Origin of the sequence: Nostoc sp. S13 (assembly GCF_029379315.1) — a bacterium.
Taxonomy (GTDB): Bacteria; Cyanobacteriota; Cyanobacteriia; order Cyanobacteriales; family Nostocaceae; genus Nostoc.
In genome coordinates, this window is record NZ_JAQYWQ010000125.1 from 1 (window position 1) to 18,155 (window position 18,155).

Here is an 18,155-nt window from a genome sequence, read left to right on the forward strand (position 1 = left end):
GAAAGCGTGACGCTATCAGTCGGGGATTCAGACCCGCGACTTTCTTGTTGACCACCAAATTTTCAATTTGGTGGGGGTGTAAAAACGCCGATTATTCATCCACCAGTCGTACAGAATTCATTCTGAATTCTGACTTCTGACTCCTGAATTCTGTTTGATAAACCTAAACACATTTTATGAAACAAAAAGAGACGATATTTGTTATTCCGACTCATCGATTGAGAGATGTAGCACAGACCATCGAAAAGTATGATGAGAATTTCTGGGCAAATGGTCATGCTTTAAAAATTATCGTCTTTGATGATTCCAGCATTGCCAACCATGAGAAATATTATCCGATTTTAGAACAGACTAAGACAGTTAATGACGTGTTTTATGTCGGCCCCCAACAGAAAGAAGAATTTATTACATTTTTAAATGAAAGACTGCGCGATCGCAAGCTGGAATCACTAGTCAAAAACTTATTTAGACCTAGTTATGGAGGAAATCGCAACTTTACGCTGATGTATACTCTTGGTCATTTAATGGTTAGTGCAGATGACGATATGCGACCAGATGCATTAATTGAAACTAGCCCAGAATCTTTAACAGGCGATGAAATATGTCGAGGTAAATTAATCAAGTCAAATCAACAAGGCGGCTACATCCATAAATCTTTTGACTTACTCACAGCTTTTGCTGATGTTCTAGGTCAAAAAGCCAGCCATGTACCGGAAAACTTTGAGGCTGGAGAATTGGTTGTTGATACAGCAATGGATTTAGAAACTAACACGACTAAGGGTTACTTTCGGGAAAACAGCCTTTTATTACAAGAGGGGAGAGTATTAAATAATGCGATCGTCAAGATTGCCCAGACTTTTCGCACAGGAACTAATGATATCGATACACTTGATTTTATTCAGATGTATCTCAATGATGAAAACCAAATAAGTCCAAATGACCTGAATGATTTTTATATTCTCACCAATTTTCGACCTGTCATTACTAACAAAAACTGGCGAATGGATTGTGGAGTCGCTGGATATGATAATCAGCTAGGTTTACCACCATTTTTCCCAACTCGGCTGAGGTTTGAAGATTATATCTACAGGATTTGGATACAGCAAGAGGGGATTGTGGCTGCACACGTTGATGCTGTGCAAAACCACATTAGAAATAACTATATGCGTAATCCTCTGGCCAGTGAACTCTTCAATGAGGAAATATGTAGCCTGCTGAAAAAGAAGATTAAAAGCAGTGTTTATCATCTTGATGATCTGGGAATCAAGTTTGATTACTCTGGCGAGGTGACGTTGCTAGACTCGGAAGAAATCCTGGAAAAAATCTCTGCTATCCACAGCCAGGTAGTCAAAGCCTCAATGTCTACCCAGAATGAAGAACGTAAGCAGTCCTTGCAATTTTTTGCAGAGAACTTATCGAGAGCATTTTATGGGTTTGAACCAGACTTTTTTCAACAAAACGTTTCCAGAATTATCGATGATGTCATTAGCCAATTTCACGGTTCTCTAGAAATATGGACAACTCTAGTGGAAATCTGTTACTTTTACAAAGATAAAAAGGATTTACCACAAATCAGGGTGAAGAATAAGAAGGTGAAGTCCAGAAATGGCACAAAATCGAGCGAAATTATTCTATAAATGTGACCTTTGGTAAACAAGCCATCTGCAAGACTTTACGCAATCCTATTTAATTCAGATCCCCGACTTCTTCGAGAAGTCGGGGATGTTTCTTACGAATGATTCAGGATTGCCTAGCATACATTAATTAAAATTGTACGCAGTTAGGGCACTTCCAAATAAAAAATAACGAACCACAGAGGCGCGGAGAAGCCAGTGCGTTGCGGTGAGGCAGTCCGGTCTTGGGGGTTTCCCCCATGAGGAACTGCTGAACCCGAAGGGGGGTTCCCCCCGTTGTAGCAACTGGCGCGACACCGAGAGAAGGAAGAAATGCTTAACTTAACTGTATTGCCTTATGGTAGGATATTTGACAGAAAGTAGGGACAAGATTAACTAAAAAAATCTGGAAATAGTCATTGAGAAGTACCTGCAAAACCAGAATCAAGAACTGCAAAGTGCATGACAGCATCATTTATTAACAAAGATAGAACCAAAAATTTTAAAGTAGCAGATAACTTATCTAGGTACTATTCTAAGTGCAAAAACGTTCTATATAATAGTTAATTTAGGATGTATGCAAACATTAATTATTGATAACTATGACTCTTATACCTTTAATCTTTACCAGATGATTGCCGAGGTAAATGGGGAACTGCCTTTGGTAATTCCTAATGATCAGCTTAACTGGAATGAATTGAAAGAAATTCCATTTGACAACATTGTGATTTCACCTGGCCCCGGTCGTCCAGAAAGGTCAGAAGATTTTGGAGTCTGTCGACAGATAATTGAGAATGCGGATATGCCTTTGTTGGGAGTTTGTCTGGGACATCAAGGACTTGGCTACCTACATGGTGGAAGAGTGATTCATGCACCGGAAGTTCGACACGGTAGACTCAGTAAAATTTATCATAATAATTCCAAATTATTCCAAGGCATTCCCAGTCAGTTTTCTGTGGTCCGCTATCACTCCTTGATAGTTGCTGATGAATTACCTGAGTGCTTAGAAAAAATTGCTTGGACTGAGGAAGGACTGGTGATGGGATTGCGTCATCGCCATCTACCTTTTTGGGGTGTGCAGTTTCACCCAGAGTCTATCTGTACAGAATATGGACAAACATTGCTAGAAAACTTTAGAGATATCACGCTGCAATTTATAGATAAATCATCAAAAAGTTCAGAAAAGCGGTATTGGACTGGATATGGATTTATTGCTCCTCCTATCGATGAACCCGATCAAAAACAGCAAGAGAAGTTTGAACTTCATCGGCGCAAACTGGATATTTGCCCGAACACAGAACAAATATTTGTCCATTTATTTCGGCAAGCAGCAAATGCCTTTTGGTTAGACAGTAGCCGTGTGGAACCGGGTTTATCTCGCTTCTCGTTTATGGGCGATGGCAACGGCGAAAATAGCCTTTTGGTGCGCTACCATACCCAAACGCAAGAATTGACGATCGCACAGTTAGATTGTGTTACCCATCGCAGCGAAAGTATTTTCGACTATCTCAAACGAGAAATTGACCTCCGAAGTTGCCAAGCTGATGATTTACCCTTTGATTTTAACTGTGGATTTGTTGGCTATTTTGGCTATGAACTCAAGGCATCTGGATCGTCATTGGTGCATTCTTCACCATTACCTGATGCAATTTTCTTATTTGCCGATCGCATGATTGCCATCGATCACCAAGAACAGTGTGTTTATTTGTTGCAATTAATCAAAAAAGGACAAACACAACAGGTAGAAACTTGGTTTGATACTATCCAACAACAACTCGAAACCCTGAGTGCTCTGACTCCCCTTGTACCTCAAGGAAATAGTCAGCCGGTGAAGTTTCGTTTAAGTCGTACTTACCAGACTTATATTAATGATATTCACCATTGCTTAGAGGAAATTTATGAAGGAGAAACCTATCAAGTTTGCCTCACAAATCAGCTTCATACTGATATAACCCCCGATCCATTGACGTTCTACCGCAGATTACGTCGGCTCAATCCTGCCCCCTATGCGGCATTTTTGCGCTTTGGTGAGATTGCGATCGCCTGCTCATCTCCAGAGCGATTTCTGCGGATTGATCAGCAGGGTTGGGTAGAAACTAAGCCGATTAAGGGAACCCTGAGACGCGGAAAACTCCCTCAAGAAGATTTTATCCTCAAAGAACAGTTACGCAACAGCGAAAAAGACAGGGCTGAGAATCTGATGATTGTCGATCTGTTACGCAATGATTTAGGACGAGTTTGTGAAGTCAGTAGCATTCACGTACCGAAGTTAATGGATGTAGAAACTTATGCAACAGTGCATCAACTGGTAACAACAGTACGCGGGCATTTGCGACCAGATTTAACAGCAATAGATTGCGTGCAGGCTTCATTTCCAGGAGGCTCGATGACAGGTGCGCCCAAACTCAGAACCATGCAAATTATTGATCGACTGGAACAAGAGGCGCGGGGAGTGTATTCAGGAGCGAGCGGCTTTTTGGGATTGAATGGTTCAGCCGATTTAAATATTGTGATTCGCACTGCTGTTTTGACTCCTAATCAAACTTCTATTGGTATCGGTGGCGGGATTGTGGCGCTTTCCGAGCCGGAGATAGAGTTTCAAGAAACGCTGCTGAAAGCGGAAGCCTTAATTCATGCGATCGTTCTCACGATGCACGGAACATTTGAGCCAGGCAGGTATGATATTGCGGGAGTAAAATCAAAGACTGTTGATAGTTATAAAACTATTACGAAAATACTTGAACCGCCAGTGACTCAAGTCACTGGCTAATAGCAAAAGTCCGTTTCAACGGACTAAAATTACTTTCATTAGTCGGTTTAAACAGAATCTCCTTTGCTGAGAAATTGCTTAACCGTCTTGGGTTTAATGTGGGGATAGCGATCGTTCTCAATGCGATCAAGTTTGCCTTTACCCGATACCATCGCGTACATATACTGGTGGTAAACGTACTCTTCGAGCGAGCTGGCTGACGCTTTTTTGTTAGCAATCCAAGCTTTCATCTCGGCGATACTGCCCAATGAGTGACTTTTGACTTCCACCTTGCGGTACTAGTGTCTAAATGGAGTAAAATTCACTCATGAATCAGCTAATCTCAAAAAATAAGAGACGTAGCTACGTCTCTACAAGAGTTCTGGATAACGCATATTTAATGTCACCAAATGTCTAATTATTTGCTGAGAATTTACCCTGAGTATTTTATGGTTTTGAACCCGACTTTTTTTAGCAAAACGAAAACATTATAAATCTGCAATTAGTCGGGCCTTTCTGAGGAAGAATTGTAGTACAGTCTCTTCGCGAGAAATGATATCAACCCTACCCTCCATTCCTAATTGAATGTGACACTGATTTTTCCCTTTACCTAAAATCATATTTTCCGGTTCAATGGTCACTTCGTAGTAACTACCAGCCGTTGGAGCTTGCCGACTAACAGACGTGTCATTAGATGAATTGCTATTATTCTTTTGGGGAGTAATTGCATCTGGAGAAATCGCTTGGACTTTGCCCTTGAGCGTACCATAATCGGGGTAAGGACAAGCACTAACCCGCATTTGGACTTTTTGACCAATTTTTAACTTGTTCTTATCTTCAGATGCCACTGCTGCTTTTAAAACCTGAGCGACATCGCTAGGAACAATTTGCACCACTTCCTCGCCAGCACGCAGGGTTTGACCGGAGTTTCGGAGATTAAGTTGAGAAATAATCCCATCAGCAGTAGCTGTAATAGTGGTTTGACTTAAGTCGGTTTCTATTTGTTTAAATTCGCTGGTATCCCGTTCTAGCTGTTTTTCAAGTTCAATTTTTTGTTTAACTAGAGCTTGGCGATCCTTTTCTAAAGTTGCTTTGTTGCTTTCTCCTGCGGCTTTTTCTTGGGCGATGCGCTCAGTAGCAATAGTAACTTCAGCATTACTAGGGTTGAGGGCAGTTTGGGCGCGTTCTCGTCTTGCTACAGTCGCAGATAGTGCTTGTTGTAAGCGTTCAATTGTTTGTTTTTGCCCCTCAACGGCGGCTCTTTGCCCTTCTACTGATTGTTGTTGCTGTTTCACAAGCAGTTGTGCCTCTTCAAATTGGTCTTTAGATAGGGCACCGACTGCGGCTACGGCCTGATAACGGTTTTCTTTCGATGTGGCTGCACCCAAGGCAGCTTCGGAGGCACGAAGATTTGCTTGTGCTGTTTTTAGCTGTTCCTTACCGATCTGCAATTCTCTTTCAGAAATTCTGATATTGGCATCAGCTTCTTGTAATTCGGAAACAGTAGTAATTTTTTTATCTTGATATTCTCGGTAGCGACCGCTCAATTCGGCTTGGGCACCTGTAATAATCCGGTGAATGCGGTCGGTTTCAGCGCGAATCTGACTATTGAAGGCTTGAATCTGGGCATAGGTTTGCACCAGTTGTAATTTACCTTGTTGGATATTAGTTTGCAGTTGACTTTTTTTAGTTTGCAGACGGGAATCGTCAATGGTTGCAATCGCATCTCCCTTTTTAACAACTTGATTTTGTTTGACATAAATATGCATTACTTGACCTTCGGTTGTGGCTTGCACAATCCGCAATTCACCGATTGGACGAACAACGGCCTGTCCTTTAACTGTGACTTTATATTTAGCGATCGCAGCAACGGGAATCGCTAAACTGAGAATGCCAAGGATAATCATGCCACCAAAGCTAGTCCAACGGCTAATTGGTGGTAAAAATTCGTTTGTTTTAATTGGAGATACAAAATCTGTGTTATTTACCATACTTATAGTCCAGTATTAAACAAAAATACGATTTAATTAATTACGAATTACGAATTAATTAATGGTAGCAGGCTTGCCGTTAAGGTAAGAACCAGAAGCTGCGATCGCTAAATCATTTTTTGATGTCACAATATCATCTAAGAAATTTAAATGGTCGCCTTTGATTTGACGCAACTCTTCTGGTGTACCTTGAATTTGTAAGCGTCCTTGTTCTAGCATGACAATCCAATCGGCTCGCTGGATGACTTTTGGCCGATGACTAATCATAATAGTAGTTTTACCCTGGCGATAGTAAAGCAATTGATCTAATACTTGGGCTTCGCTTACCGAGTCGAGGGCACTTGTAGATTCGTCTAAAATTAGAATCGGGGGTTGAGTAACTATTGCCCTAGCGATGGCTAACCTTTGCCGTTGTCCCCCAGAAAGATTGGCACCAAATTCTCCTAAAATAGTTTGATATTTATCGGGTAGTTTGCTGATAAACTCATCTGCACCAGCAATCTGACAAGCTTCGACAATACTTTCAAAACTAATGTCAGGATAGCTGAAGCGGAAATTATCGATAATTGAACGACTCCAAAAATGTGGTTCTTGCGGAATTAACACCACCTGTTGTCGCAGACATTCTAAAGACAAATCTTGCTGGTTGTAAAGACCATAACGAATATTACCCGACTGGCTTTTGTATAAACCAGTAATTAATTTAGCTAGGCTACTCTTCCCACACCCAGATTTACCAATTAAAGCAATTACTTGACTGCCGCGAATAGTTAGGGAAAAATCTGACAATAGATCAACTCTACCTGCGTGGTGGAAGTTGAGTTGAGTACACGTAATCTCTGCATCTCCAGGAATTTTTGCCCAAGGCTTTTTAAAATCATTTTCATCTTCTGGAGTAGCATCAATGACTTCTGTTAAGCGTTGAATGACTATTTGAGCCGTAATAAATTCATCAACTAAGCCAATGGCAGAACTCAGAAAGCCAAGAAAGTTACCACTCATGCCGTTATAGGCGATTAATTGCCCAATACTTAGAGTCTGATTAATTACTAAGCTGCTACCTATCCAGAGAATACTAATATTAGTGAAAGTGGAAAGAACACCGACGAGGGTGCTGCTGTAAAGTTCTAATTTCATCGTACTCCAACCCAAGTTAGCCAGCCGACCGTAATTTCCTTGGTACTCTTCCCAAGCTTGGGGTGTGGCTTGGGTAGTTTTTAACACTTGGACACCACGAAAGGTTTCCACGAGAAAGCCTTGGTTTTCTGTACCCGAAACAATCATATTGCGGGTTTGGTGGCGGATAGCTGGTAAAAACAGCAGACTAACAGCTGTAATCACGAGAAAAGCGGCGATGGAAGCTAAAGTCAGTTGCCAACTGTAGAACAGCATCAAAGCTAAGGAAACTACAGCAATAAAAAATTGACTGGGTAAACCGAGGACAATTTGAGAAACCAGATTATTGATGGCATGAACATCAGAAATACGGCTTACAACTTCCCCACTGCGTCGGGCTTCAAAGTAGGAAAGAGGCAAATGTAGGAGTTTGCGTCCATATTCCAGAATTAGCCCTAATTGTAATCTTTGACCAAAGTGACCAATTAGATGAGATTGCACTAAGCCAATCACACTTCTAATCAGGTTCATAGTTATCACCCCAATTGCTACAGTTGTTAGCAGTTGGGTATCTCCTCGCACCAACACATCATCCGTCAGCAGTTGCATCATAAACGGAGTAGCCAAAGAAAGGATTCCAATGGCGATGTTGATGGCGATCGCTTGGGCAATAATAAAACGATAGGGATAAACTCGTTGGATATAACGCCCAAGACCACCGATTTTATCAGACTCTTGGTGATAAAAGCGACTGTCATCAGGAGCGAGAAGCAACATCACACCATTAGCCCAACCCGCCATTAATTCTTGACGGGTGAGATGGCGGATGCCAATACCAGGGTCGGCAATTACGTATTTTTTGCCTTTTTGTCCGTATAACACTACCCAGTGGTTGCCTTTCCAGTGAATGATGGCTGGTAGGCATATTTGGTGCAATTGGTCGATGAGTTGGGGAGTAGCTTTGACTTGACGGGCATTAAATCCCAGTGTTTCTGCTCCCCGCTTCAAGCCCAATAAGGACGTGCCTCGCGAACCGGTACTTACCGCTTCCCGGACGCGGTTGAGGGTAAAGGTGCGTCCGTAATGTTTGGCGATTGTGGCAATGCAAGCAGCACCACAATCTTCTTCACTGTGTTGAAGAACAATCTGGTATTTCATTTTCAAGTGCAATTATTGGCCAGAAAATAAAGTCGGGTCAAATGACCCGACTTAATTGAGCATTTGGCTTGTCAGATCAGACTTTTTACAGCTTGGCTGACGCGCTAAAAAGTCATTGCGCTTGCCTTATAACCGATTTGCAGCATGTTTAAGAGATTCAAAACAGTTAGGACTTAGGCATCAAGTCCGAAATGTACGGACAATCCATGACTTGCTCCTACAGGAAATCAAGGCTTTCACTGCCTTTTTGCGTAAGTCCTGACAGTAAATCTGCTTCAAATTTATCCCCCAACCTTATAGAGGTCTATATCGTATGGATTACCAGGAGTGTTGTTGTTGTATTGAAATTCATATTTTCCACCATTGGCCAAATTGTATGATTTGTCCTGCACATAACCCGCTCTACCGTCAGTGTCAAATTTAATGATTCCTCCGCTGTAGGCAGTCCATACAGCAGAACCACCGGGTTTTGCAAACTGTGGCTTTGTTTTTGTACCATCGACAGAGTACGAGACATTGTATTTCGTTGTGTTTGTAACGGTAAACACCTCGTATCCGCCAGTAATTGTTTCACCAGCTTGTTCGTCAAGTTCTTCCACCAAACCAAAGCCTTGTAAGATGTCTTGATTGTTTGACATGATTTTTCTCCTTGATCTAAATTGAGTTTAGGCAGAGGTATTTGGATAAATCTTGCCTTGCCTCATTGGTACATTGTTGAGATACAGCAAAATTAGAAGTAAAACAGCCTTTAAGACTTAGGTTGTGTACTTCATGAATTTTAATTAATCTCTCTTATGTAGTATTTCATGAAATTAATTGCTAGATTATTAAGAAAAAATAAATTTAACAGTAAAATTATGGAGAGCTAAGTGACGTTCTCTTATTACTCTCATGAGAAAATATTCAAACCCTTGTTTCTCCGTGCTTGGTTTCAAACAACGTTTCTAGTATGGGCATCAGCCCTGACTACGAAACAATTTAATTAATTTTGGATTGCGTAACATAGTTTCATTTATTTTTGCCTACTTACTTGTAGCACCACAGCCTTCTTCACTATATTGAAGAAGACTGTGGTATTTCATTTTCTATTTTCAATTATTAGGGAGAAAATAAAGTTGGGTCAAATGACCCGATTTAATTAAGCGTTTGGCTTGTCAGATAAGACTTTTGACAGCTTGCCTGACGCACTAAAAAGTGATTGTGCTTGCCTTATAATCAATTTGCAGTATGTTTGAGAGATTCAAAATAGTAAATCTGCTTCAAATTTACACAACATACAGGTCTAGATCCTATAGATTGCCAAGAGTGTAGTTGTTGTCTTGAAATTCAGATGTTTTCCCATTCTCCAAAGGATAAATCTTGTCTTACCTCATTGGTAGGCGGCCAGTAATATAACTGTTGGCGATGAGTTATACATTAAATTAGAAGTTAAGATTACACATTCACCTTTTCTGCTTATGTGCGTTCAGTTTCGATACCTGGAGAATGCATGAATGCGTAGGCATCGCCTAATTGGAGTAGGACTTACGCAGAAGAGATCCCCCAACCCCCTTAAAAGGGGGCTTTCAAGTTCCCCCCTTTTTTAAGGGGGGTTAGGGGGGTTAGGGGGGATCGAGGTTTCAAGCTTTGATTGCGTAAGTCCTGTGCAGAAAACTGCGTAATTAATAAATATTAGTTGTGGTGAGTAAAAAAAGCAATACTTCGACCCTTAGGCAGGCTCAAGGCAGGCGAAGCTCAGTAACAATAATTGGACTCAGCATCAAATAGACATCTCCAGAAATTAAATATGCGTTATTTATAACCCTTGTAGAGACGCGAAATTTCGCGTCTCTACATTCTTTTTCGGAGATGTCTAATTAGTTCTGAGTAGTCAGTGCGGAGTCGGAAGATTTACAAGTACTACTTCTTACTTAGAACTCAGCACGGGCTAAACCCTAACTATCCGCTAACAGCACTCCTGAAGATTCTTCATTCCTGAAAATTTTGTGAGACATATCTTAGTTCACTGCAATCTGATAAGATTTCCAACAAGTAGAATAACTGCTTGTTCTCTTTTTCTTGAAGCCATTGATTTCGGGCCTTTTTTGGGAAAGGAAAATAAAAAAATGTCTTATCTATTGTGGAAAACTCTGGTACTAAGTCCAGTAGTTTTGGGAGTGACAGTGTTGGTTTCCGCAAGGGCTATGGCTGCTGAAGTCGCACCCTCTTCTGAAGATACAAAGGCAAAAGTTGTTCAGACAGAAGCACCAATAGCTTCTGCTGCTTCAATGTTCATTCAAACAGAGCAACCAAAAGTTAATCAGCAGTTAATTGCCCAAAAGACTAATGATAATAAGGTTTTAGAACAGGTTAACCGCTACAACAGCGAAGGCAATAACCAGAATTCAATGTCTCAAGTCACATCAGTTTCTCAGTTTTCTGATGTACAGCCGACTGACTGGGCATTCCAAGCTTTGCAATCTCTAGTTGAGCGCTACGGTTGTATTGCTGGATACCCCAATAATACTTACCGTGGCAACCGAGCATTGACCCGTTATGAGTTTGCCGCAGGTTTGAATGCTTGTTTAGATCGGGTTAATGAACTGATTGCGACAGCAACTTCTGGCTTGTTGTCAAAACAGGATTTGGCGACCCTCCAGCGTTTGCAAGAGGAATTCTCGGTAGAATTAGCAACTCTGCGTGGTCGAGTAGATGCTGTAGAAGCACGGAGTGCTGAACTAGAAGCAAATCAGTTTTCCACTACAACCAAACTGGTTGGTGAAGCAGTTTTCGCTGTCACCGACAACTTTGGCGACAACGACAACAACAACACTGTTTTCCAAGACAGGGTGCGTTTAGACTTGCAAACCAGCTTTACAGGTAAAGATACTTTGCATACTAGGCTTGCAGCTGGTAATGCAGTTGGATTGGCTTTACCAGGTGGCACATTTGAAGGGACTCAAACCATTAGCATCTCTCCTTCTACGAACAACAGTGTTTATATAGACTGGTTGTCTTATTACTTCCCCATTGGCAACTCCCAGGTTTACATAGCTGCGACTGGAGGTATTCAAAGCGATTACGTTCCTACAGTCAGCCCATACTTTGAAGATTATGATGGCGGTAACGGTGCTCTGTCTACCTTTGCTTCCGAAAGCCCAATCTATCGGATTGGCGGCGGTGCTGGTATGGGCGTTAACTTAGCCTTTGGTAGTGGTGGCGGTGGCTTTGAACCTTCATTAACCTTGGGTTACTTGGCATCTCAAGCGAATAACCCTGGTCTAAATACGGGTTTATTGGAGGGTAACTATGCTGCTTTAGGACAGTTGAATTTAAAAGTAGGCGATCGCATCACCTTAGCTGCAACCTACGTCCACGGTTATCATAATGGTGGTACTGTATTATTCGATGCCGGCTCTGCGAGTACAACAACTGGTGTAGTCGGTACTGCCCAAGCTAACTTTGTCGGTGGTGGCAATCCATATTCAAGTAATTCCTACGGCTTTGAGGCTGCTTTCAAACCTAGTGACAAACTTTCGATTAGTGGCTTTGCGCTTTACAGCGACATCAGGGGCTTTGGTGCTAATGATGATAGTCAAGTTTGGAGTTATGGACTTGGGGTAGCCCTGCCAGACTTGGGTAAAAAGGGTAACGTTTTAGGACTTTTCGCCGGTATTGAACCATATGTTGGAGGTAACACTGGTGATAAACCATACCACTTTGAAGGTTTCTATAAGTATCGCGTCAGCGACAACATTTCTATTACTCCTGGGGTAATTTGGTTAACCAATCCTGGTCAACTTCCAGGCAACAACGATGATGCAATTATTGGGACGCTGAGAACTACCTTCACTTTCTAAAGGTTTACAGCAATTTGCTGTAGGGTAGTACAGTTAGAGGCTGTAAATACTCCTTAGACATGGGAGTGAAAATGAATGTAGAGACGTAGCAGTACTACGTCTCTACAAGGTTTATGGATAACGCATATTTAACGAACTTTGGGGGTTTAAGTCCCCTGTGCTCTACAGGCAGCGCGAATTGAACGCCTATGTAGTAAGCGGCTCTATCCCTGGTGTTATGCAACTTAAATGCTGATTAGCGTACCTGCCATTTTTTGCAGTTTCCTGCCCACTTCTTCCATCGTGTAGAAGAATGTGAAAAATCGGAGTAGCTCATCCATTGGGTAATGTTGCTGCTTAATTTCTTCCAGGCGATTTAATTGCTCTGTAGCATTGGCAAGGGCAACTTCTATTCCTGACAGAGATAAATTAGGCTGGTGCGATTTGACTGCGGTTGCTAGGGTGAGCATTGCACTTTGAGTTTCTTGTGCCAGTTGAGTAATTTGAGGTGAGAGAATTTGCCAGAAAGTATCCTGCTGTCTAGCAAGTACGGTATGTTCCATTGTCAAGATGTGTTCCCAAATGCGGCGGATGAGAAACTCCCAGGCTTCATTGACGCGTTTTTCTGGCAGTTCATTTGTCTGTCCCCGCCTGACTTCCTGCCATAGCGATCGCCCTTTGCTCAGTGAACTAATGATACTATTTTTCAACTTATCCACACGGGGCCGATCGTAATTTCCTGTAAAAGCAGAGTCCACAACCAACTCATAAAACTGCTCCAAATCAGTTAGCGTTTGCGACAAATTACGCCTCAGTTCTACTCCAGCCGAGGCAGGAAAAATAAAGTTGTTTACCAACAGTGCCACACCAATACCCAAGAGCGTTTCGAGAAATCTGCCCCAGGCGTACAGCCAAGGAGATTGGCTGTGACTCAAAATGACGATCGCTGACACATACCCCGCCAATTTTGCCGCCTCATTGAATTTCCAATAAGAAGTCAGAAAGATCGTCAAAAATACACTGATTCCCAGTGACCAGAAATTGGTACCCAATGCAACCGCAAAGATGGCTCCACCGATGGCACCAATCACAGTGCCAATTATTCGTTGAATTCCTAGTAACAAAGTGCTGCCATGAGTAGATGACATCACAATGATGGCGGCAATCGCTGCATAGAAAGGATACTCCCATCGCAACGCCTGAGCAACTTCAAAAGAAATTGCCGATGCGATCGCCATTTTGAATGCCATCTTCGCTAGTAGAATTGTTGAGATTCCATCGGGAGTAACAGCCCAAGTTTGCAATACTCTGATGATTCTCAGCCTGGGCGATCGCCCTTTAGGTGGAAGTTCATTGGAGGGTTGTATCATGGGTATTGGGATTATTTGATTTCTGCAAGCGATCGCAATGACAATATTACTGATAAAATATGCAAAATGCGAGAACTTTACCCAGCGATCGAGCCTTACTTAGAAGGTAGTTTACAGGTTTCCGACCTTCATACCATTCATTTTGAAGAGTCAGGGAACCCGCAAGGTCAACCCATCGTTTTGCTGCATGGGGGCCCTGGTGGTGGATGTCCAGCTTTTTATCGGCAATATTTCCACCCAGAAAAATGGCGGTTAGTGATGTTTGACCAGCGCGGTTGTGGTCAAAGTACGCCCCATGCGGAATTACGAGAAAATACCACTTGGGATTTAGTCAGTGATATCGAAAAACTGCGCCAACATTTAGGTATAGAAAAGTGGGCGGTCTTCGGTGGTAGTTGGGGTAGCACTTTATCATTAGCCTACAGTCAAACCCATCCCTCTCGATGCACGGGGCTAATTCTCCGTGGGATCTTCATGCTCAGGCAAAAAGAGTTGCGCTGGTTCTACCAAGAGGGTGCTAGCTATATTTTTCCTGATGCTTGGGAAGAATATCTTAAACCAATTGCCGTAGATGAACGCGATGATCTGATCGCAGCATATTACAAACAGTTGACTAGTCCAGATTTAGAAATTCAATTAACAGCAGCGCGTGCCTGGTCAATTTGGGAAGCTAGTACTAGTAGACTTTTCTTAGACCCAGAACTCATGCAAAAATTTGGCGAGAGTGAATTTGCTTCCGCTTTTGCACGAATTGAATGCCATTACTTTATGAATAAGGGATTTTTGGAAACAGAAGATCAATTACTCTTAAATGTACACCGTATCCGCCATATTCCGGCTGTAATTGTTCAGGGACGCTATGATGTAGTCTGCCCAATGATATCAGCTTGGGAATTACATCGCGCTTGGCCAGAAGCCGAATTTATAGTGGTTCCTGATGCTGGACATTCGATGAGTGAACCAGGAATTTGCAGTGCTTTGATTGAGGCAACAGATAATATTGAATTCGGTTGAATATTTAGCCTGTGAGACGGGGAAGTTCGCCATAGTAGCCAATTTGACGCACCCATGCCTTCTAGGCGTGGATTCATGTGATACCCGCTATCGGGACTTAAACATTTTTGAGGGTAAAACAAGCCTAAAACCCATGCAGGGTAAGAGAAATACATTAAACGGCAGTGGGGTGACTGAAATCTTCTTTCGGTCATGCCGAGTATGTTGATGCAGCTGTGGGCTTGGACGATTTTATGCGGGTTGCTCTGATGTACAGGGAAGTGAAGAAACAGACACTGAAAGCTGACGAAGTGATCGCAGCGTAAAATACAGGTAAGGACTACAGGTGAGTAAGCCGCCAAATGTACCGTAATGCAACGGGGAAAATGAGTTGAGTACAACCTCAGCGCGGGTTGGGTTTAATGCATCTCGTATTCGCAGCACTTTGCCGCTAAATTGGTCGAGATAAGGAGTTCATAGTGCAATTTAAAGGTAAAGCCAAGCTAAGTGTCATCCCAGATGCGATCGCCTATCACTTTTCCAGTATAGGGATTAACAAACACCCGAAAATCTTTCCCATTTGCAGTTTCCGCCCGGAACTGATACGGCTCTCCCTCAACCATATCGACATAGGTGAGTTTGAACTTAGAGCTAAAAGCCCAGTTATGAGATGACTGGGCTTTTTTGTATGCGATCGCAGACGCGATTTTAACAGAATTGGTGGGGCGATCAGCAGGAGCGAAAGCAGGATGTATTGATTTGGTCAGTTTTAATCAACTGCCTTTGCCCTGTTTAGGGAACTCCAGAAAATAAATTATCCAATTTCACGCCCATCAAAACCACTTTCCCTCCCCCTGCCCTCAAAGCGATGGGATATTTTTTAAATTGGAGTCCCTTAGATCACTTAGGCGCACGGAAACCAGCTTGTTGTGCTGTTGCTGGGTCTTTAAAACAAATATCCGGCTTGACTTTTTCATAATCTAAGGTTTTAGGAAGGTGATAAATGTTGCCTCTCTTATTTGTAATCTTGCCTTTTACCAGTGCATTACTTGGGCAAGTTGTTTCGTTTTGCGGTTTTACTCCTAGACTTTGTGCTGCTGCTAAAACTGCTGTTTTATTCCCCGCCGATGCTGGCTTCTTAGAGCTAGAAGTTGTATTTCCAGGGATAGGACTAGCTGCTGTACTAGAGGCAGGATTAGCTGCTGTACTAGAGGCAGGACTAGCTGGAGCAACAGCAGTTGGTGCTTGAGGCGTAGTACTAGTAGATTCTTCAGGTTTCTTCGCACAACTACTTAGGATCAGCACTGTAAATAATGTCAGTACCATGCTGAGTGACGTTCGTTTAAGTTGATTGTTCATTGCCGTTAATTCTGCTCCTCATCCTCTAATATTTAATTCCCAATATTTTAAGCGATTTCTAATTCCAAATCTCAAATCCAAGTTTTTAAATGCGATTAGATACTTTTTCTTAGTTGCAACCAATCTTTACCGATCTGGATGCTGATATCGGAGTAGAGATTGCCAGTGCTTTCCACTCGGACTTCCCCTAATTCTAAAGTGTTGCGAATTGATTGAGCGCTATCACTATCTCCTTGTTGGGCAATAATCCGAGTTACTTCTAAAGGCTCACCCCAGCTTTTGGTAACATAAATATTACTATAGCCAGCTTCTTGTAAGATTTTGATTAGTGGACGCAAGTTAGCATGATTGCTGCCAGTGCTGTCTTGAATTGCAACTCGTAAACTAGCTGGATGATGGGCTACTTGTGGTTTTACTGCTGAGTCCAAATCAAAATACTCAGCCATCATGGCAGGAATGCGCCTACTGTCTGGTATCCAGTAACTAGCATCATACTCTTTCTTTTCGCTAAAACGACCAGGCACCATTAACATCTGCATATTAGAACGAGTAGTTTGCACCATAAAACCTAACAGCGCCATTAATTCCTCCACCGTTAAGTTGGAATCGATATGTTCTTTAACTATGTCAAGAATTTTAGGCAGTTGAGTGAGTGTGGCTGGGTTGAGCGTTTGATCGGTTAAGGCACTAATCACCATTTGCTGCCGTTGAATGCGACCAATGTCTCCTAACTCGTCATGGCGAAAGCGCAAAAGTTGCAGCGCTTGGTCTCCGTTGAGATGTTGCTTGCCTGCTTTCAAATTGATGTATAGATGCTGAGAATCATCTCGGTATTTCATATTTTTTGGTACGTAGACTGTCACACCACCCAAGGCATCGACTAACTTGCTAACTCCCAAAACGTTAATTCTGATGTACCGATCGATTCCCACTCCACCCAAGAGATTACTGACTGTTGTACTGGTCAAAGCCGGCCCACCATAAACATTGGCAGCATTAATTTTGGTCAAACCATGTCCAGATACCTCTATGCGTGTATCTCTAGGAATGGAAAGCATAATTAATTTTTTCTTTTCTGGCTCAAATCGCAGTAGAAGCATGACATCAGATAGACCATCAAAGGAGTTTAGCTCGGGCTGATATCTCAGATGTAGGCTTTCAGGGGGCGGGTTTTTAATATCTGGTGGCAGCACACTCATCCCTAAAACTAAAATGTTCACAGGGCGACTTAATCCCGAAAATTGTAGTCCACTCCCAGTGATCCCCTCTCCATCAAACACTGCTTGCTGTTGTTGATTTAGCTGAGTTTTCTGCAAAGGTTTACTGGTGAAAGAAACTGCTAACAGGGTTCCTGCGATCGCTGATATCATTGCCACAGCACTCATCCCTACCCCAAACCACAGCCAACGTCCGAGTGTAAGTTTTTTAGTATTTTTGTTGCCCCCTTTGAAGCCTTTCACTGAATGGTTTTCTCCTGTTGGCATTCTTTTAACACTCACTCCTCACACTAGAAAATTTGTGCTTGTCATTCGGATTTAAAACAGACAAGCTAACCTACAATAGCTGGCTCTCAAATTACCTCTTAGCCAAAATCTTATCTGACTTTGGAGTAATACCAACCAACACTTTTAATAAAATATCTATAAAATAACTTATGCCAATGGCATTTTTGTGACTAATATATGGCACTTAGATGACGCTTACCGTGATCCGTCCATACCATGATTTTTGAGGGTGATACGGATCTAGCTTGTCACTTTGAACTGTGTAAAAAAGTTGTAAAAAAGTGTAGTCGTTTACCTCCATAAATATTCACCAAATAATTAAAAAATAATAAACCAGTTGAGCAACAATCAGTAAAACGCTTTTGCTACAAGGTTTGTGAGAGACATTGCTGTTTACTTTCTAAAAGGGATCGCGTCAAGCAAAGTGATATAGCAACCGCCAAGGCGGTTAAGACAAAGAATATAATCTATGAGTAAAGTAAT

At 42.1% G+C, this 18,155-nt stretch carries 12 protein-coding genes; 5 read left to right on the forward strand and 7 right to left on the reverse strand.

The window, feature by feature from the left end:
- Positions 1 to 176 precede the first annotated feature (176 nt).
- On the forward strand, positions 177 to 1,637 hold the full coding sequence (locus PUQ00_RS27410) for a hypothetical protein (protein WP_300422559.1): 1,461 nt from the start codon (positions 177 to 179) through the stop codon (positions 1,635 to 1,637).
- A gap of 553 nt (positions 1,638 to 2,190) precedes the next feature.
- Positions 2,191 to 4,383 carry an aminodeoxychorismate synthase component I gene (pabB, locus tag PUQ00_RS27415; protein WP_300422561.1) on the forward strand — a complete coding sequence of 731 codons (2,193 nt, stop codon included), beginning with the start codon at positions 2,191 to 2,193 and terminating at the stop codon, positions 4,381 to 4,383.
- Between the two features lie 47 nt (positions 4,384 to 4,430).
- Here the strand turns inward: pabB and PUQ00_RS27420 are convergent, their stop codons facing one another.
- From PUQ00_RS27420 to PUQ00_RS27435, 4 genes are all read right to left on the reverse strand, one after another.
- A complete protein-coding gene (locus tag PUQ00_RS27420; protein WP_300422562.1) occupies positions 4,431 to 4,613 on the reverse strand; it encodes a hypothetical protein in 183 nt (60 codons plus the stop codon).
- A gap of 237 nt (positions 4,614 to 4,850) precedes the next feature.
- Positions 4,851 to 6,353, reverse strand: a complete 1,503-nt coding sequence (locus PUQ00_RS27425) for an HlyD family efflux transporter periplasmic adaptor subunit (RefSeq protein ID WP_300422564.1) — start codon at positions 6,351 to 6,353, stop codon at positions 4,851 to 4,853.
- Positions 6,354 to 6,407: 54 nt separating this feature from the next.
- On the reverse strand, positions 6,408 to 8,627 hold the full coding sequence (locus PUQ00_RS27430; protein ID WP_300422566.1) for a peptidase domain-containing ABC transporter: 2,220 nt from the start codon (positions 8,625 to 8,627) through the stop codon (positions 6,408 to 6,410).
- 281 nt (positions 8,628 to 8,908) lie between these two features.
- Positions 8,909 to 9,265 (reverse strand): hypothetical protein, encoded by a 357-nt coding sequence (locus tag PUQ00_RS27435; RefSeq protein WP_300422568.1) that lies wholly within the window; start codon positions 9,263 to 9,265, stop codon positions 8,909 to 8,911.
- Between the two features lie 1,467 nt (positions 9,266 to 10,732).
- Here PUQ00_RS27435 and PUQ00_RS27440 point away from each other — a divergent pair.
- Positions 10,733 to 12,466, forward strand: a complete 1,734-nt coding sequence (locus tag PUQ00_RS27440) for an iron uptake porin (protein ID WP_300422570.1) — start codon at positions 10,733 to 10,735, stop codon at positions 12,464 to 12,466.
- 224 nt (positions 12,467 to 12,690) lie between these two features.
- Here the strand turns inward: PUQ00_RS27440 and PUQ00_RS27445 are convergent, their stop codons facing one another.
- Positions 12,691 to 13,815 (reverse strand): aromatic acid exporter family protein, encoded by a 1,125-nt coding sequence (locus tag PUQ00_RS27445; RefSeq protein ID WP_300422572.1) that lies wholly within the window; start codon positions 13,813 to 13,815, stop codon positions 12,691 to 12,693.
- 66 nt (positions 13,816 to 13,881) lie between these two features.
- Between PUQ00_RS27445 and pip the strand changes: the two genes are divergently transcribed.
- Both pip and PUQ00_RS27455 read left to right on the forward strand, forming a co-directional pair.
- On the forward strand, positions 13,882 to 14,829 hold the full coding sequence (gene pip / locus PUQ00_RS27450) for a prolyl aminopeptidase (protein WP_300422578.1): 948 nt from the start codon (positions 13,882 to 13,884) through the stop codon (positions 14,827 to 14,829).
- A gap of 458 nt (positions 14,830 to 15,287) precedes the next feature.
- Positions 15,288 to 15,482: a hypothetical protein gene (locus tag PUQ00_RS27455; protein ID WP_300422573.1), complete on the forward strand. Its 195-nt coding sequence runs from the start codon at positions 15,288 to 15,290 to the stop codon at positions 15,480 to 15,482.
- 226 nt (positions 15,483 to 15,708) lie between these two features.
- Here the strand turns inward: PUQ00_RS27455 and PUQ00_RS27460 are convergent, their stop codons facing one another.
- Together PUQ00_RS27460 and PUQ00_RS27465 are read right to left on the reverse strand one after the other, a co-directional pair.
- A complete protein-coding gene (locus PUQ00_RS27460) occupies positions 15,709 to 16,167 on the reverse strand; it encodes a hypothetical protein (RefSeq protein ID WP_300422575.1) in 459 nt (152 codons plus the stop codon).
- Between the two features lie 95 nt (positions 16,168 to 16,262).
- Positions 16,263 to 17,651 (reverse strand): LCP family protein, encoded by a 1,389-nt coding sequence (locus PUQ00_RS27465; protein ID WP_300422577.1) that lies wholly within the window; start codon positions 17,649 to 17,651, stop codon positions 16,263 to 16,265.
- Positions 17,652 to 18,155 lie beyond the last annotated feature (504 nt).